Annotated in this window: 15 protein-coding genes; 4 read left to right on the top strand and 11 right to left on the bottom strand. The window is 63.2% G+C overall.

The genetic code is table 11. The annotated features are described in order from the left end of the window. Positions 1-20: 20 nt before the first annotated feature. A complete protein-coding gene (locus tag TRD_RS08390; protein WP_015922738.1) occupies positions 21-374 on the top strand; it encodes a hypothetical protein in 354 nt (117 codons plus the stop codon). 13 nt (positions 375-387) lie between these two features. Here TRD_RS08390 and TRD_RS08385 read toward each other — a convergent pair whose 3' ends face one another. Further along, positions 388-2,049, bottom strand: a complete 1,662-nt coding sequence (locus TRD_RS08385) for a ribonuclease J (RefSeq protein WP_015922737.1) — start codon at positions 2,047-2,049, stop codon at positions 388-390. Between the two features lie 103 nt (positions 2,050-2,152). Between TRD_RS08385 and TRD_RS08380 the strand changes: the two genes are divergently transcribed. The 3 genes from TRD_RS08380 (at position 2,153) to TRD_RS08370 (ending at position 4,929) form a co-directional block, all read left to right on the top strand. Then, positions 2,153-2,827, top strand: coding sequence for a phosphoribosyltransferase (locus TRD_RS08380; protein ID WP_015922736.1), 675 nt, complete (start codon positions 2,153-2,155; stop codon positions 2,825-2,827). 147 nt (positions 2,828-2,974) lie between these two features. Next, on the top strand, positions 2,975-3,730 hold the full coding sequence (gene alaXM / locus TRD_RS08375) for an alanyl-tRNA editing protein AlaXM (protein ID WP_015922735.1): 756 nt from the start codon (positions 2,975-2,977) through the stop codon (positions 3,728-3,730). Then, positions 3,727-4,929 carry an aminotransferase-like domain-containing protein gene (locus TRD_RS08370; protein WP_015922734.1) on the top strand — a complete coding sequence of 401 codons (1,203 nt, stop codon included), beginning with the start codon at positions 3,727-3,729 and terminating at the stop codon, positions 4,927-4,929. The genes alaXM and TRD_RS08370 overlap by 4 nt, the downstream gene beginning before the upstream one ends. A gap of 34 nt (positions 4,930-4,963) precedes the next feature. Here the strand turns inward: TRD_RS08370 and TRD_RS08365 are convergent, their stop codons facing one another. From TRD_RS08365 to TRD_RS08320, 10 genes are read right to left on the bottom strand one after another with little or no spacing between them, the layout of a single operon-like run. Then, entirely contained in the window at positions 4,964-6,151 is a 1,188-nt protein-coding gene (locus TRD_RS08365; RefSeq protein ID WP_041437011.1) for a class I SAM-dependent rRNA methyltransferase, read from the bottom strand. Between the two features lie 51 nt (positions 6,152-6,202). Beyond that, complete coding sequence (locus tag TRD_RS08360) at positions 6,203-7,132, bottom strand: GNAT family N-acetyltransferase (RefSeq protein WP_015922732.1); 930 nt, start codon at positions 7,130-7,132, stop codon at positions 6,203-6,205. A gap of 25 nt (positions 7,133-7,157) precedes the next feature. After that, positions 7,158-8,645, bottom strand: coding sequence for an NADH-quinone oxidoreductase subunit N (locus TRD_RS08355; RefSeq protein WP_015922731.1), 1,488 nt, complete (start codon positions 8,643-8,645; stop codon positions 7,158-7,160). Between the two features lie 14 nt (positions 8,646-8,659). Next, the gene (locus tag TRD_RS08350; protein ID WP_015922730.1) at positions 8,660-10,234 is read right to left on the bottom strand and encodes a complex I subunit 4 family protein; all 1,575 of its coding nucleotides are present in this window, start codon (positions 10,232-10,234) and stop codon (positions 8,660-8,662) included. A gap of 21 nt (positions 10,235-10,255) precedes the next feature. Further along, the gene (gene nuoL / locus TRD_RS08345; RefSeq protein WP_015922729.1) at positions 10,256-12,157 is read right to left on the bottom strand and encodes an NADH-quinone oxidoreductase subunit L; all 1,902 of its coding nucleotides are present in this window, start codon (positions 12,155-12,157) and stop codon (positions 10,256-10,258) included. 12 nt (positions 12,158-12,169) lie between these two features. Further along, positions 12,170-12,478, bottom strand: a complete 309-nt coding sequence (gene nuoK, locus TRD_RS08340) for an NADH-quinone oxidoreductase subunit NuoK (protein WP_015922728.1) — start codon at positions 12,476-12,478, stop codon at positions 12,170-12,172. Next, entirely contained in the window at positions 12,475-13,200 is a 726-nt protein-coding gene (locus TRD_RS08335) for an NADH-quinone oxidoreductase subunit J family protein (RefSeq protein ID WP_015922727.1), read from the bottom strand. The genes nuoK and TRD_RS08335 overlap by 4 nt, the downstream gene beginning before the upstream one ends. A gap of 22 nt (positions 13,201-13,222) precedes the next feature. Beyond that, positions 13,223-14,248 (bottom strand): NADH-quinone oxidoreductase subunit NuoH, encoded by a 1,026-nt coding sequence (gene nuoH, locus TRD_RS08330; RefSeq protein WP_015922726.1) that lies wholly within the window; start codon positions 14,246-14,248, stop codon positions 13,223-13,225. Between the two features lie 30 nt (positions 14,249-14,278). Beyond that, positions 14,279-15,508, bottom strand: a complete 1,230-nt coding sequence (gene nuoD, locus TRD_RS08325; protein ID WP_015922725.1) for an NADH dehydrogenase (quinone) subunit D — start codon at positions 15,506-15,508, stop codon at positions 14,279-14,281. After that, on the bottom strand, positions 15,505-16,119 hold the full coding sequence (locus tag TRD_RS08320; protein WP_015922724.1) for an NADH-quinone oxidoreductase subunit C: 615 nt from the start codon (positions 16,117-16,119) through the stop codon (positions 15,505-15,507). Before TRD_RS08320 ends, nuoD begins: the two co-directional genes overlap by 4 nt. Between the last annotated feature and the right edge of the window lie 3 nt (positions 16,120-16,122).

The following is a 16,122-nucleotide window of genomic DNA, read 5'->3' as shown; positions in this document are numbered from 1 at the left end:
GGCAGGGAAAGGAAGGAACGATGGGAACGATCGTCACGATCCACGGGATGCTCGGTGAATCGCTCGCCATTATCTATTTGCTTCTTGCCGTCGGCTCGTGGTTGCGCCGGCAGAAGAATGGACTGCCGATGTGGCTCGTCGGGATCGCTCACTCACTGATCGCGCTCCAGGTGATCCTGGGCACGATCCTCTACATCAGAGCACCCCAAGTGATCAGCATTTGGCATCCGATTACCGGGTACCTGGCGCTCGCGGCGCTCTTCCTGACCGTGCTCTGGCGCAACCGTTTAGGGCGAGCCAACAGCACGGCGCTGGCGGCGCTGATCGTCGCCGTGCTGGTCGTCGTCAACGTCCTGATCGCCCGGCTCCGCTAACGGACGGTCACGCTCATAACTCGCTGATCAGCGGCAAGATCAGCGGGCGGAACTTGGCCCGTCGATAGAGCTGCCGGCCGAGCACGCTCTTTGTCCGACTGACCAGGTAGCCGTGGCTGAAGCCACCTTTTTGCTTGGCCAGGAACCGCTTGAACTCCTCCGTCACTTTGGCGAGTGTTTCCGCGCTCACCTTACCGTTCAGCCCTTCAGCGGTCACTTCGGGGCCGGCGATGAGCTTCCCCGTTTCGCGATCGATCACGAAGGCGGCGATGATCACGCCACTGGAAGCGACCTCATCCCGTCGGCGCAAGACGGCGTGAGTCGGCGTGACGAAGTCGACGAGGACAGGCCCACAATCGACCGTTCCCTCGCGCCGGACATCTTCGCGGCTGAAGCTCAGGACCGACCCGAGTTCGGGAATGACGACTCGCTCTGGCAAATAGCCGAGTTCGAGGGCGAGTTCCCGGTAAAGGGCGAGGTGACGGTACTCTCCATGGACGGGAACACAGAAGCGCGGCCGCAGCAGGCGAAGCATATGCTTGAGCTCCTCGCGACTCGCGTGCCCGGAGACGTGCACCGTCGGCTCGATATCGGGATAAATCACTTTGATCCCCATCCGGAAGAGCTGATCGATAGTCTCGCTCACCGTCTGCTCGTTACCAGGGATGGGAGTAGCGGAAAAGATGACGAGATCGCCAGGCGTGAGCCGAATATGCGGGTGATCGCTGCTCGCGATCCGCGCTAGAGCCGCCGTCGCTTCTCCTTGGCTACCGGTCGTCAGAAGCATCGCCTGTTTGCGCGGGAGCGTCATCGCGATCTCGACCGGCACCAACACGCCATCGGGTGGGTGAAGATAGCCGAGTTCCTGAGCGATGCGGGTGCTCTGCTCCATGCTCCGGCCGGAGATGGCTACCTTGCGCCCATGGCGATGCGCTGCCCGGATCGCCTGATCGATCCGGGTGATGTTGGAGGCAAATGTGGTCAGCACCACCCGACCCTCGGCCGCACCGATGATACGGTCCAACGTCTCGCTGACCACCGCCTCGGAGGGGGTGTGACCAGGACGTTCGACCCGGACAGCGTCGGAAAGGAGAACCAAAACACCTTCCCGGCCGAGCTGCTTCAGGCGCTCTTCGTCGGTCCGCGGGCCGAGCGGTGGAGTGGGGTCGAACTTGTAGTCACCAGTATGGACCACCCAACCAAGTGGCGTTTTCAGCGCGATGGCGTAACTACCGGGAATGCTGTGGGTGACCGGAATGAACTCGACCTCGAAGTGCTGGCCAAGTCGGTAACGCTTGCGCGGCTCGACGACCCGGAAGTCCGCCAGTTTGGGATCGCTGTAGTCTTCCAGCTTGGCACGCGCATAGGCGATCGCAAGTTCCGAGCCATAGATCGGCACCGGAGCGATACTCTTGAATTCGTTGAGAATGAAGGAAATCCCACCGATATGGTCCTCATGCCCGTGGGTGAGCAGGATGGCGCGCAACTTGTTCAGCCTTTGCTTGATGTATCCGACATCGGGGATAATCAAATCGACTCCACGGAGATCTTCCTCGGGAAATTTGGCGCCGGCATCGATCACGATCAGATCGTTGCGATACTCGTAAACGGTCATGCTCTTACCGATCTCACCGACACCGCCGAGCGGAATGATCCGAAGACGTGGTTTGGCCATCGACAAGTCCTCCATTGTTGTTTGCGGCGCACGAAGAAGTCGCCGCGCGGTCGCGTCAATCATAGCGTAGTGCGACGATCGGACGAACTGGTGGGGGTGGGCGATGTTTCGAGACCGCTTCGAGGCAGGCCGGCAACTGGCGGAACGGCTGCGTGATCTGACGGGAACACCAGCCATCGTCCTCGCGTTACCACGCGGTGGCGTTCTGGTCGGCTACGAGATCGCTCGATCGCTGCACATTCCTTTGGACGTCATCCTCACGCGCAAGATCGGTGCACCCTTCAACCCGGAATATGCGATCGGCGTAGTAGCCGAGAACGGCTTCGTCTCGGTCAACGAGGAGGAGATTCGCTTGGGCATCGCGACCCGCGAGTACATCGAGCGGATCGTCCCCAAGTTGATGGCTGAACTCGAGCGCCGACGCCAACTCTATCGCGGCGGACGACCGCTCCCTGACTTGACCGGGAAAACGGCGATCCTCGTCGACGACGGAGTCGCTACCGGCTTCACGATGCTGGGAGCGATCGCCGCCGTGCGGGAGCAGCATCCGGAGCACATCGTCGTGGCCTTGCCGGTCGCGCCACCGTCCACGGTCGAGCGCTTGCGCCGTGAAGTCGATCGCGTCGAGGTGCTCATCGCGCCCGAACCGCTCGATGGAGTCGGTGCCTGGTACGAAGACTTTCACCAGGCGACCGATGAAGAGGTGCTGGAGCTGCTCGAACGTGCCCGTGCGGACCGAGCCGAGCCGAATGGCTCATCGGCAAAGGGGGAAAAGTAAACGCGGCAGTTGGCTCGGCTGCCAGGAACGGATCGGCAGCGAGAGTCCCGTCGCCGGGTCGACGGTCGTACACCATGCGGGTGCAGCGCCGGCCGTTTGACGAGGCCGCTCGTGGACCCTATCATCGCGGCAGGGAGGCGAGTCGGGATGCCGACGGAACTTTTGTACCTGAACGACAGCTACGTCCGCGAGTTCACGGCGACCGTGCTCGCGGTGACGCCGGATCAGGGTGTCATCCTGGATCGCACCGCGTTCTATCCCGGTGGTGGTGGACAGCCACACGACACTGGTGAGCTGGTGAGCACCGATGGTCGATCGTGGCGAGTGGTCTCGCTCCGACGCGGTACGACTGCGGATGAGATCGTGCATCTCCTCGATCGCGAACCACCTCCGGTGGGTACGGCCGTGCGGGGTGTGCTGGATTGGGACCGACGCTACCGGCTGATGCGCTTCCACACCGCCTTGCACGTTCTTTCAGCAGTGGTCTTCCGCGAGTTCGGCGCTCTGGTCACCGGTGCGAACCTGGATGTGGACAAAGCGCGGATGGACTTCGAACTCGAGGATCTGGCCCCGGAACGAGTCGCACGCATCGAACAGCTGGCCAACGAGGCGATTGCCCGTGGACTCCCTGTCCGCTGGTGGACGATTCCGCGGGCTGAGGCAGAGCGGATACCGGACTTGATCCGAACCAAGGTCAACTTACTCCCGCCGAGCATCCAGTCGATCCGCGTCGTCGAGATCAGCGGGCTCGATCTCCAGGCAGATGGCGGAACGCACGTCCGCAATACGCGGGAAATCGGCGGTATCCGCGTCGTCGGTACCCGCTCGAAAGGACGCAACAACAAGCGGATCGAGATCACCCTCGTCGATCAGGCCGAGAACGAGCGGACGGAGGGATCGTGAGGATCGATTGGTCGACCATTTTGGCCGGGCGGGCCAGAGCGTTCCGTCCCTGCATCCGGACGGACTTTTCCTCGCTCCCCACACCACCCGATGTCATCCATTTCACCGGCGGGGCACCCCCGCTCGAGTGTTTACCGGCCGAGCCGCTCGGCGAAGCGCTCGCCCGAGCCTGGCGAACGGAACCGACTGGACTCTGGTACGGAGAGACCGAAGGTCACCGGCCATTGCGTGAAGCCATCGCTGCACGATTGGCGCAGCGAGGAGCGACGGTGGACCCGGATACCATCTTGATCACACAGGGTGCGCAGCAAGCGATCGATCTGGTCGCGCGCGCGTTGCTCGAACCGGGGGATCGGGTCCTCGTCGAGGGACCGACGTATTTCGGTGCCCTGCAGGTCTTCGAGCCATATGACGTTCGGATCGAGGCGATTCCCCTGGACGAGGAAGGAGTGGTCCTCGACGAATTGGCAGCAGCGCTGGCCCGTTCACCGCGCCCCAAGCTCTTCTACACCGTTCCGACTTTCCAGAACCCAGCCGGTGTCACGATGACCCTCGAGCGGCGCCGCGCGGTCGTGGAGCTGGCAGCCCAGTATGGCGTACCGATCGTCGAGGATGACCCGTACGGCGATCTGTGGTACGAAACACCGCCACCGCCGCCGTTGCGCGCCTTCTGGGACGAGGTGCTCTCGCTGGGGAGTTTTTCGAAGACGCTGGCTCCTGGCTTGCGTGTGGGCTGGTTAGTCGCGCCACCGCACCTGATGAAGCTCTTGATCGACGCCAAAGAAGCAGCCGATATCCAGTCGGACCGCTTGCTCCAGCGAGCGATCACGGCCGTCATCACGAGCCCCTGGTACGAGGAACATCTGGCTCGAGCGCGCCGGATCTATGCGGAGCGTTGCCAGCTGCTGGCCGAAGCACTCGCGCGCGAACTCGGGGAATGCGCAGCGTGGTCGTTGCCGAGGGGCGGGTTCTTCCTCTGGATCACCCTACGCGGCGTGGAAGAGAGTGCCAGTCTGCTGCCACATTGCGCTGCTGCTGGGGTGACCTTCGTGCCCGGATCGGAGTTCTACCCTGATCATCGACCGAGCCCGAGCCTTCGCTTGGGCTTCACCACGCTCTCCCGCGAGGATCTCCTGAAGGGGGCAGAGCGTTTGGGGCGCGTCCTCCGGGAGACGATCGTCGAGGTGAGCGGGCGCTGAGGCTGCCCGCCGTGGTCGCAAGCTCCTCAGCCCGCTACCAGACACGACAGATCAATCCTTTCAAATACTCCCCCTCGGGAAAGGAGAGCCGGATGGGATGATCGGGCGGTTGGGCCAGCCGCTCCAGAATCTGGACATCTCGCCCGGCATCCTCAGCAGCAGCGAAGACGATTTTCTGAAAGAGATCGGCCGAAACCAAACCGGAGCAGGAGAAGGTCGCCAAGATCCCGCCAGGTTCGAGGAGATGGAGCGCCTGCAGGTTGATGTCCTTGTACCCGCGCGTCGCTCGCTGGAGGTGCGCCTGGGAAAATGCGAACTTCGGTGGATCGAGGATCACCGCATCGAAGCGGCGACCAGTCGAGCGGAACGCTCGCAAGACGCGAAAGGCATCGCCCTCCACGCACTCGAACGACGATTCTGGAAAGCCGTTGAGGATGAGATTGGCGGCTGCTTCGCTCAAAACATCGGCAGCCGAATCGAGATTGACCACGTGTCGAGCACCCGCAGCCAGCGCCCAGACCGCAAAGGCCCCAGTGTAGGAGAAGGCGTTGAGCACGCGACGACCGGCCAGATACGCGGCGGTCCGCCGACGATTCTCGCGCTGGTCCAGGTAGAACCCGGTCTTGTGTCCGCGCCGGACATCGACTCGGAATCGGTGACCATACTCCTGGATGAGGAGACGGTCCGGTGGTTCGCCCCCCCAGCGCACTCCCTCCGAGGGAGCGAGACCCTCCTTCTCGCGCATGTCGCGGTCGCTCCGTTCGAAGATCCCAGCGGGTCGGCACTCCTCAGCGAGAAGGCGAACGAGAAGTTCCTTGCGGCGCTCGATGCCGAGCGTCAAGCACTGCAGGACGAGAAAGTCGGCATAGCGATCCACGATGAGCCCTGGAATCCAGTCGCTCTCGGCGAAGACGAGACGATAGGCATCGGTCACGCTCTCAAGCTCGAGCAATGTGCGCGCTCTGACAGCACGATCGATCCGTCGGTGCCAGAAGGATTCGTCGATCGCCTCTTCCCGATCCCAAGTCAGCAGACGCACGACGATTTGGGAACGCCGATTCAGGTAACCACGCGCCAGCCACTCGCCCTCGCTACTGTAGACCTCGACGATATCGCCATCGTCAGGCTGTCCATCGATGCGCGCCACCGCGCCGGAAAAGATCCAGGGATGATGACGGCGTACCGGCTTGTCGTGGCCAGGTCGGAGAAACAGCTTCGGCATCGCCATGATCGTATCCTGTTCCGATCCGAGGCAACGGAGTGAGCGACAGATTCACGTCAGCGGAAGCTCAGCGACCTGATAGGTCCGCCAGAGATGCGCTCCAGCTCGTCCGTAGAACGATGCGAGGTCGGTCCAATCGATGATCGTCCAACGAGCGCCAGCCGCTCGCAGGCGTTCCAACGCGCCGATCACCATTGCCAGTCCCCACCCTCGGCGCCGATACGCTTGCGCGATACCGAGAGGGCCCAAACCCGCTACTGGGCCGGGCAAGCTCTCCGCCCAGAATAGGCTCGGTGGTGGCGGCCATTGCCCTGGCGAGTGGATGGCTGCGAAACCGACGAGCGTCTCAGCATGGTAGAGGCCGAGGACAGTGGCACCGGCATCGTAGGCATCGCTGACATCCGACTCCCACTCACCGGGAAATTCCTGGGTCAGAAAAGCGAGCATCGCCTCGCGCGGTGCAGGTTCGAGGCGGAGGTCAGCTCTCGGGGGTACCGTCGGCAAGGGAAGAGCGAGATCGACGAGCAGATCGTGGAAAATCTCGCGAGGGAGTGCCCCCGGGCGCCGTAGGAACCGCCAGGTCTCCAGGGGAGCATCGGCCGGAATCCCGGGAACCAGATGTCCTGGCCCCCCACCGAAGACGAGGGAACGATAACCGTGACTCCGGGCGATCCGAATGGCCTCGTCGAGGAGCGCGCGGCCGATGCCGCGACCACGCATCGCGCGATCGACGACGAGCAGGGTGACGAAGGCCGATCGAGCGGGGTACCACGGGCTCGTCGGGAAGCGAACCAGGAGCGCCCCGAGTAGACGATCCCTCCATCGTGCGATCCGCGCCACTGTTGGCTCGCCGTCAGCCGGCTGCCAGCGAAGGGCGAGCAACGCGGCTGACAGTGGCAGCTGGCGGCCGAACTCCTGATTCCAAAGAGCAGCCACCGCGGCAGCATGCGTCACATCGTAGGGTTCGAGCGTCCAGTTCATGCGCGTCGCGTTCGACGGGATGCCGTCAGGCCAGCGCCGCGGACCAGCGCTGCACGAGATCGAGGATAGGGCTGGAAACCAATCCGAGAACGAGCGTGGCGAGCGTCGTGAGCGCGAGTCCCAAACCTAAAACGGGAGTCCGCGCCGGCTGCAGTGCTCCGGCTGGCTCCTCGAAGTACATCCGGGTCACCACGCGCAAGTAGAAGAAAGCGGACACAGCGCTCATGACCACGATCGCCACCGCCAGCCAAAGCTGGCCGGCCTCGATCAGTGCGAGAATGACGTAGTACTTCGCGTAGAAACCGAGAAGGGGCGGCATTCCCATCAAGGAGAGCATGAAAATGGCCATCGTAAGGGCAGCGAGCGGCGCACGCCCGGCCAAACCAGCGATATCGTCGAGCGTCGTGCCGAGACCGCGTTCCTGTAACCAGGCGATGACCCCAAAGGCTCCGATGTTCATGAAAGTGTAGGCAAAGAGATAGAAGAGGACACTGCCGACACTCCGGTCCCCCGCTTGACCGGTCGTGAAGGCAGCGAGGCCCGCCAGCATGTAGCCGGTGTGACCGATCGCCGAGTAGCCGAGCATCCGCTTCAGGTCACGCTGGGCGATCGCGACGACGTTCCCATAGATCATCGTGATCGCAGCGAGCATACCGAGGAGGCCGGTCCACTGCTCACTGAGCGGCTGCAGGCCCTGGACCAGCACCCGTGCGACCGCGGCAAAACCGGCCACCTTGGGAACCACTGACATGTAGGCGGAGACAGGCGTCGGAGCACCTTGGTAGGCATCCGGTGTCCACATGTGGAACGGTACAGCTGCGATCTTGAACCCGAGGCCGACGGCGAGGAGCAGGAGCGCCAGGAGCAAAGCGGGATCGAGCGGCTGACCGGGCATGACGACTGTCCGCAGCGTCTCCGCGATATCCCGGAGGACGATGCTGCCGGTCGAGCCGTACACCCACGCCATACCGTAAATCAGGATGGCGCTGGCGAACGCTCCGAGAAGGAAGTATTTGAGCGCACCCTCGACGCTGGTCACGCGCCGACGCGCGAACGCCGTGAGGGCGTAGACCGCCACCGCGCTCATTTCCAAACCGAGGAGGAGGACGATGAAGTCCCCGGCCGCGCCGACCAGCATGGTCCCGAGAACCGAGAAGAGCAACAAGGAGAGATATTCGGCCTGCCCGATCCCCTCAGGATCGAGTCCCGACTCGGTGTACCCGGCCGAAACGAGCACCGAGAGCGCACCAGCGATCAGCGCCACGAGCGCGACTGCCAGCGCGAACCAGTCAGCACGGTAGCTTTGTCCGAAGGTCGTCGCGCCCTGCGCCCAGTCGATGGTCCAGAGAGAGGCGAGCGCAAGCACTTGCCCGGCGAAGGCGAGAGTGAGCAGCAGGCGAGCCGGCGGACGCCGCAGCACGGCATCCACGATCAGCAACAGGACGATCGTGCCCACGATGATGAGAGGCGGGACGAGTAGTGACCAATCGGGAACGGCCAGACGGACCGACATCGGTGACTTCCCCCTTACATCCCACGGCCGAGGAGAGCAGCCAGGGCTGGCTCGAGCATTTCGAGCAGCGGGAGCGGGTAGACGCCGATCCAGATCGTCAACAGCGCGAGCGGCAGGAGGCTCACTGCTTCGCGCCAGGTGAGATCCGGGAACGTTCGCGGATCGGGATAGGCATGAGGACCATCGCTCCCGCCAGCGATCGGCGGTAGGCCGTGCGCGAGCGCCAGCCGACGTTCCGGATCGTCGGGATCAGGCGGCTCACCGGGTGCACGCACGAGCGCGACCCGCTGATAAACACGGAGCATGTACCAGGCGGCCAGGATGACGACAATTGTCCCCAAGACTCCGGCCCAACGATAGGCGCGGAAGCCACCGAGCAGAGCCAGGAACTCGCCGACGAACCCGCTCAGTCCGGGAAGACCGAGAGACGCCAGGGTGAAGAGGCCAAAGAAGGCAGCGAAGACAGGCATGTTGCGCGCCAGCCCACCGAACGCTGCGAGGTCGCGCGTATGCGCACGCTCGTAGAGCACGCCGACGATGAGGAAGAGCGCGCTGGTGACGAAACCGTGACTCAGCATCACCACCATCGCACCACTGAGCCCCGGCTGGTTCAGTACGAAGATCCCCAAAGTGACGAACCCCATATGGCTCACCGAGGAATACGCCACCAGCTTCTTGAAGTCCTGCTGGACGAGTGCCATCAACGCACCATACAGGATGGCGATGACCGAGAGCACGACGATCGCCGGAGCCCACATTCGTGTCGCATCGGGGAAGAGGGGTAGATTGAAGCGGAGGAAGCCATAACCCCCCATCTTGAGCAAAACGCCGGCGAGGATCACCGAGCCAGCAGTGGGCGCCTCGACATGCGCGTCTGGTAACCACGTGTGGAAGGGCCACATCGGGACTTTGATGGCGAAAGCGAGGAAAAAGGCGAGGAAAGTCCAGAACTGAAACGCCTCGCTGTACTGCCCCTGTGCGAGCTGCAAGACATCCAGGGTGCGGATCCCGGTCTGGCGAAAATACTCCTGGTAGATCGCGACGATCCCGACCAGCATCAACAAGCTACCAGCGAGCGTGTAAAGGAAGAACTTGACTGCCGCATACACCCGATTGGCGCTCCCCCAAACGCCGATGATGAGCGCCATCGGGATGAGGACGATCTCCCAAAAGACATAGAAGAGAAACAGATCGAGGCTCACGAAGACGCCGAGCATTCCGGTCGCCAGGAGCAGGAGGGTGATGTAGTACTCGCGCACTCGGTGCCGGATGGGATCCCAGGAAGCGAGAACAGCGATCAGGGTCAGCAACGTCGTCAACCCGACCAGCGGCGCGCTGATACCGTCGACCCCCAGGCGGTAGGCGATTCCCAGTTCCGGCAGCCAGTCGAACGTCTCGGTGAACTGCAGAGTGGACTGGTCTCGATCGAAAGCGACCAGCATGACGACGGACAAGAGGAAGGAGACGGAACTTGCGAGAAGGGCGATCCAGCGTGCCGCACGCGGGGATGCTCCGCCCCACAAAAAGAGGATCGCTGCTCCGACGAGCGGACTATAGGTAATGAGACTCAGGATCGGGAGATTGTCCATCGATCGTTCCTCCCTACACGCTCACCGGAACAGGGTGCTCCCGAATGCGAGATAGATCCCAACGAGCAGGACCGTCCCCAAGGCGATGACGAGCGCGTAGTTGGCGACCAACCCCGTCTGGAGCCGGCGCCAGAGCTGGGCTGTGGCAGCGACTGCCCGGGCAACCCCGTTCACGGCACCGTCGATGATCGCGATGTCGACGTTGCGCCACAGCCAAGTCGCGAACGCGTCGAGCGGGCGGACGACCGCTCGCTGGTAGACGAGATCGAAGTACCAGCCGTTCGCAGCCAACCGGTAGAGCAGGCCCAGTCGCGCCGCCACCGCAGCTGGATCGATCGCTGCCCGCACATAGGCAGCATGCGCGATCCAGAGTCCGGCGAGCGCGACGACCGTCGACGCGATGGCGATGCCGAGTGTGAGCGCGAGCGGTACTTCGTGATGCTTCGCTCCCTCGAAGACCGGCTCGAGCGCATGGTGGAGCCACCCGTTCTCTGGGGGCACCCCGACGAATCCGGCGAGGACAGCACCGACCGCGAGGAGCAGGAGCGGCAGCGCCATCGTCTTCGGAGGATCGTGCGGATGGATCTCGTGAGGATCGAAGCGCGGCTCCCCGTGGAAGGTGAGAAAGACAGCACGGAACATGTAGAGCGCGGTAAAGAAGGCAGCGACCAAGCCGAGGATGGCCAGGAGCGGCACTCCAGCGACCCAGGCCCCGACCAGGATCTCGTCCTTGCTCCAGAATCCAGCGAGCGGCACGATCCCCGCATTGGCGGCCGCGCCGATGACGAAAGTCCAGTAGGTGAGCGGCATCCAGCGCTTCAGTCCGCCCATACGCCGCATGTCGAGCTCGTCATGCATCGCGTGCATCACGGCACCCGAGCCGAGAAACAAGAGCGCCTTGAAGAAGGCATGCGTGAAGAGGTGGAAGATAGCGGGAATCCAGGCGCCGACTCCCAGTGCCATCGCCATGTAGCCGAGTTGGCTGACCGTCGAATAGGCGACGACACGCTTGATATCGAACTGGGTCGTCGCGATCGTCGCTGCCACGAAGGCCGTGAGCCCACCGATGGTCGCGACCACCCCCATGGCGAGTGGCGCGGCCAGGAAGATCGGATGTGCGCGGGCGACCATGAAGATACCAGCCGTCACCATGGTCGCGGCATGGATGAGCGCTGAGACTGGGGTCGGCCCCTCCATGGCATCGGGAAGCCAGACGAAGAGTGGGAGCTGGGCAGATTTCCCGATCGCCCCCGTGAAGAGGAGCAGTGCGATCGCCGTGACCGTACCGGTCGAGAGCTCGGGGATGGACTGGAAGACCTCGTGGTACTCGAGTGTCCCGAGGCTCGTAAAGATCAGCATTATACCGAGCGCGAACCCGAAGTCACCGATCCGGTTGACGATGAAGGCCTTCTTGGCTGCATCGGCCGCTGAACGGCGCCGGAACCAGAAGCCGATGAGGAGGTACGAGCAGAGTCCGACGGCTTCCCAAAAGACGAAGAGGACCAGAAAGTTATTGGCCAAAACCAGCATCACCATCGAGAAAACGAAGAGCGGCAGCCAGGCGAAGAAGCGGTAATAGCCTGGATCATGCGCCATGTACCCGATCGAGTAGACATGGACGAGGAAGCTGATCCCTGTCACCACGAGGAGCATCACGGCGGTCAGCTCGTCGATGACCAACTCGACCGGGACATGGAAGTCACCGGCGGCGATCCACGTGTAGAGCGGCTGGCGCAGCACGTGGTGTTGTCCGAGCACCTCCACTGCAGCCACGAGGCTCACCAGAAAGGACAACCCGACTGCGGGAACCGCCAACCAGTGCGCCCGCTGGCGTATCCACCAACGACCAACGAGAAAGTTGACGAGTGCGGCCAGCAGCGGTGCGAGAGGGATGATGACCAGCCAGTCGACTGTTCGCTCCATCATTCCTCCCCTTCACTCGCGGAGCTGGCGGAGTTCGTCGATGTCGACCGTATCGGTCCGGCGCGTCAGTGCCATGACGATTCCGAGACCGACGACCGCCTCAGCAGCAGCGATCGCGATGACGAACAGGGCGAAGACCTGTCCGGTGAGCTGGTGGAGTTCCCACGCGAAGCCGATCAGGCTCACGTTGACTGCGTTGAGCATCAGCTCGATGCACATGAAGATGACGAGCACGTTGCGTCGCGTCAGGACTCCGACCATGCCGATGATGAAGAGCGCGGCACTCAGGAGGAGGAAATGCGTCGCCGAAAGCTCGCTCATCGCCCCCTCCATTCACCCCAAGCCGGTTGCTCGGTGAACTCGTCGGCCGAGCGAGCCAGGACGATCGGTCGACCTCCCCCGGCCGCCTTGACCCGACCGTCCTGCGTTCCCGGCAAAGCTAATGGAAGCTCCGGTTGGTCGAGACCACGCGGATGGGCGAGCGAGATGGTGAGCACCCGACGCGCTGCGGCCACCCGGTCACTGATCGCCTCCGGACGAGCCAAAGCGATCGCCGCGATCGTTGCCGCGAGGAGGAGCAAAGCAGTGAGCTGAATCCCTAGCATGTAATCGACGTACAGAACCTGACCGAGCGCGCGCGTATTGCCCCCAACCGCAGCCACCGCTTCATCCGTCCACGGTCCCGGTGCCCCGCGCACGCCCCGTGCGAGGACGGCAGCCGCGACTTCGGCCAATAATGCCGCACCGAGCACGAGACCGGTCACCAGGCGCAGCGGACGGCGCCCGTGAAACTCCGGCAGATCGTCCGGATGCACGAGCATGGTGACGAAGACGACGAGCACGATGATCGCCCCCGCGTAGACGATGACCTGCACAACAGCCAGGAACTCGGCACGCGCCACGAGATAGATCGCCGCCACGTTGAGAAAAGAGAGAACCAACCCGATCGCACTGTGGACCGGGTTGCGGGCCAGCACCACCCCGAGCGCGCCGAGAACGCTCACCAGCGCGAGCAAGGAGAACACCGCAACCTCGAGCGACATCGAAGACGTTCCCTCTCCCGTTTCAGAGCGCGCCGATGCCCCACAACCGCACCAAACCGGTCAGCCCGATATTGAGGAGCGCCAGCGGCAAAAGCACCTTCCAGGCCAGTCCCATCAGTTGGTCGTAGCGGAAGCGTGGCAGCGTCGCGCGCAGCCAAACATAGAAGAACAGGAAGAAGAGCGCCTTGAGCGCCAACCACCATACCCCATCAGCGAAAGGCCCATCGATCCCACCCAAAAAGAGCGTGGCCGCCAGGAGCGAGACGACGATCATATTGATGTATTCTGCCAGGAAGTAGAACGAGAAGCGGAACCCGGAGTACTCGGTGAAATAACCGGCCACCAGCTCCGTCTCTGCTTCCGGCAAGTCGAACGGTGCCCGGTTGGTCTCAGCGACTGCAGCGATCAGGAACAAGGCGAAGGCCAACGGCTGCGACAAGATGTACCAGTTCGGCAGCGTGAGCGGGCCGAGCACGAGCATGCGCTGTTGCTCGCGCAGAATGTCTTGCAGACTGAGTGAACCGGACAAGATGAAGACCCCGACGAGCGAGAGCCCCAGTACCAGTTCGTAGCTGATCACCTGGGCAGTGGAGCGGAGCGCGCCGAGCAACGAGTACCGGTTCCCGGAGGCATACCCACCGAGAATGATCCCATAGACCCCTACCGAGCCGAGCGCCAGCACGTAGAGGACAGCGACATTGATGTCGGCGACCAGCAAGGGAATCTCGATTCCGAAAAGCTGCAGCGTGTCACCGAACGGGATGACCGCCGCACCGAGCGGCGCCAGTGCGAAGGAGAGGAGCGGGGCGACGAGGAAGACGAGACGATCAGCATTGGCTGGAACGATATCTTCCTTGGCCAGGAGCTTGATGCCGTCAGCGATCGGCTGGAGCAAACCGAATGGACCCGTCCGGTTCGGCCCCACCCGGTGCTGCATGCGCGCCAGCACGCGTCGCTCGAACCAGGTCATGTAGGCCATGAGCCCGAGCAACACGTTGAGGAGGACGAAGCCGACCAGATAACTCACGATCAGCCGCTGCCAGTCCATCCGCCTGCCGCCTCACTCCGCTTCCCGGTCTCACCGATCGACCGAGCCGAGGACGATATCGATCGTCCCGATCAAGGCCACGATATCCGCCAGCATGGCTCCCTGCGCCATGTACGGGAGCGATTGCAGGTTGACGAAGTCGGGCGTGCGGATGCGCACCCGATACGGGATCGGGCTTCCGTCGCTGACGATGTAGTAACCGAGTTCACCCTTCGAGTGCTCCACCGCGTGGTAGACCTCGCCCTTGGGGGGACTGAACCCCTTGATGACCCAGATGAAGTGCCGCTGCATGTCCTCGGCCGTCGTCATCACCGTCTTGTGCGGCGGGATGACATAGGGCGATTCGTAGGCCATGAGCGGACCATCGGTCGGCACCTGCTCGAGACACTGCTCGATGATGCGAAGAGCCTGGCGCATCTCCTCGATGCGAACCAGATAACGGTCGTAGACGTCTCCATGCGTCCCGAGCGGCACCTCGAACTCGACCCGATCGTACAGAAGATACGGCATCGCCTTGCGGACATCGTAGTTGACCCCCGAGCCGCGCAGGCAGGCGCCGGTGAGCCCGTAGTTGATGGCCACGTCGGGCTCGATGACACCGACCCCCTTGGTACGCGCGAGCCAGATCGGGTTCTCGGTCAGGAGATCCTCGTATTGCCGGATCGCTTTCGGAAAGTAACGACAGAACTCGCGAACCATTTCCGGGAGATCGGGCGGTATTTCCCGCGAGAAGCCACCGATCTCCATCATGTTGGTCGTCAGCCGCGCTCCACAGAACTTCTCGAAGATATCCAGAATGAGTTCGCGGTCACGGAACGTGTAGAGGGAGACGGAAAGGGCGCCGATATCCAGCGCGTGCGTTCCCAGCCACACCAGGTGAGAAGCGATCCGCGTGAGTTCGGCCATGATCATTCGCCAATACTGGGCTCGCTCGGGCGCCTGGATGCCGCAGAGCTTCTCCACCGCGAGCACATAGCCGAGATTGTTCGAGGGTGCGGCAACATAGTCGGTGCGGTCGGTCCAGGGAACGAACTGGGCGTACCGGTGCGACTCGCCCAGCTTCTCGACTCCCCGGTGCAGATAGCCGATCACCGGGTCGCAGGCGATGACCGTCTCCCCCTCGAGCGTCAGCCGCACGCGGAGCACACCATGCGTGCTCGGATGCTGCGGACCCATATTGAGGACGAGTTCGCGCCGGGTCGGGGTGATCTGGCGCACCTCGCTGAGGATCACCGGTGTCGGCTGCGAGAAGTCGATCATGGTCCTGGCCTCCGCAAGGTTCCGCGGATGCGAGGCGCCGGTGCCTCGTAGCCGGGCTGCACGTAGTCCCGGTACCCGCGCAACGGATAATCCTTTCGCAGGGGGTGCCCCTCGTCCCAATCCTCTGGTAAGAGGATGCGCCGCAGATCAGGGTGCCCCTCGAACACGATACCGAACATGTCGTAGCACTCGCGCTCCAACCAGTTCGCCCCGGCGAAGATCGGGACGAGAGAAGGGACCATTTCGCCGTCGTCGACGCCGCACTTGACGCGCAGCCGCTGGCGTCGTGGGATCGAGTAGAGGTGCACGACGACGTCGAAGCGCGGCCGCTCGCGGAGATACAGCAGGTCGACAGCCGTGATGTCGGTCAGATGGTTGTAGCGCAGCTCTGGGTGCAGGCGCAGGAAATCGACGACGTCGCGGAGCGCCGGCCGGGCGACACGGATCGTCATCTCGTCGCGAAAAACCGTCGCCTCCTCGAAGGCATCGGGAAAGCGCTCCCGCACCAGGCGAACAGCCGGATGCTGCTCCGGGTCGGTCGGGCCCCAATAGCCGGTCGTCTCCCACGATCTCGGCTCGATCACCATCGGCTGCTGGCGCTGCTCCTCCATGCC

Origin of the sequence: Thermomicrobium roseum DSM 5159 (assembly GCF_000021685.1) — a bacterium.
Classification (GTDB): domain Bacteria; phylum Chloroflexota; class Chloroflexia; order Thermomicrobiales; family Thermomicrobiaceae; genus Thermomicrobium; species Thermomicrobium roseum.
The sequence above is the reverse complement of the archived record's forward strand: the minus strand, read 5'-3'. Positions and strand labels throughout refer to the sequence as shown.

Excerpts from the sequence above, each read along its gene's own strand:
- TRD_RS08385 (WP_015922737.1), bottom strand. The coding sequence starts at position 2,049 with ATGGCCAAACCACGTCTTCGGATCATTCCGCTCGGCGGTGTCGGTGAG.
- nuoL (WP_015922729.1), bottom strand. The coding sequence starts at position 12,157 with ATGGAGCGAACAGTCGACTGGCTGGTCATCATCCCTCTCGCACCGCTG.
- TRD_RS08320 (WP_015922724.1), bottom strand. The coding sequence starts at position 16,119 with ATGGAGGAGCAGCGCCAGCAGCCGATGGTGATCGAGCCGAGATCGTGG.
- TRD_RS08360 (WP_015922732.1), bottom strand. The coding sequence starts at position 7,132 with ATGAACTGGACGCTCGAACCCTACGATGTGACGCATGCTGCCGCGGTG.
- TRD_RS08390 (WP_015922738.1), top strand. The coding sequence starts at position 21 with ATGGGAACGATCGTCACGATCCACGGGATGCTCGGTGAATCGCTCGCC.
- TRD_RS08335 (WP_015922727.1), bottom strand. The coding sequence starts at position 13,200 with ATGTCGCTCGAGGTTGCGGTGTTCTCCTTGCTCGCGCTGGTGAGCGTT.
- nuoH (WP_015922726.1), bottom strand. The coding sequence starts at position 14,248 with ATGGACTGGCAGCGGCTGATCGTGAGTTATCTGGTCGGCTTCGTCCTC.
- TRD_RS08355 (WP_015922731.1), bottom strand. The coding sequence starts at position 8,645 with ATGTCGGTCCGTCTGGCCGTTCCCGATTGGTCACTACTCGTCCCGCCT.
- TRD_RS08350 (WP_015922730.1), bottom strand. The coding sequence starts at position 10,234 with ATGGACAATCTCCCGATCCTGAGTCTCATTACCTATAGTCCGCTCGTC.
- nuoK (WP_015922728.1), bottom strand. The coding sequence starts at position 12,478 with ATGAGCGAGCTTTCGGCGACGCATTTCCTCCTCCTGAGTGCCGCGCTC.
- nuoD (WP_015922725.1), bottom strand. The coding sequence starts at position 15,508 with ATGATCGACTTCTCGCAGCCGACACCGGTGATCCTCAGCGAGGTGCGC.
- TRD_RS08365 (WP_041437011.1), bottom strand. The coding sequence starts at position 6,151 with ATGCCGAAGCTGTTTCTCCGACCTGGCCACGACAAGCCGGTACGCCGT.
- TRD_RS08380 (WP_015922736.1), top strand. The coding sequence starts at position 2,153 with ATGTTTCGAGACCGCTTCGAGGCAGGCCGGCAACTGGCGGAACGGCTG.
- alaXM (WP_015922735.1), top strand. The coding sequence starts at position 2,975 with ATGCCGACGGAACTTTTGTACCTGAACGACAGCTACGTCCGCGAGTTC.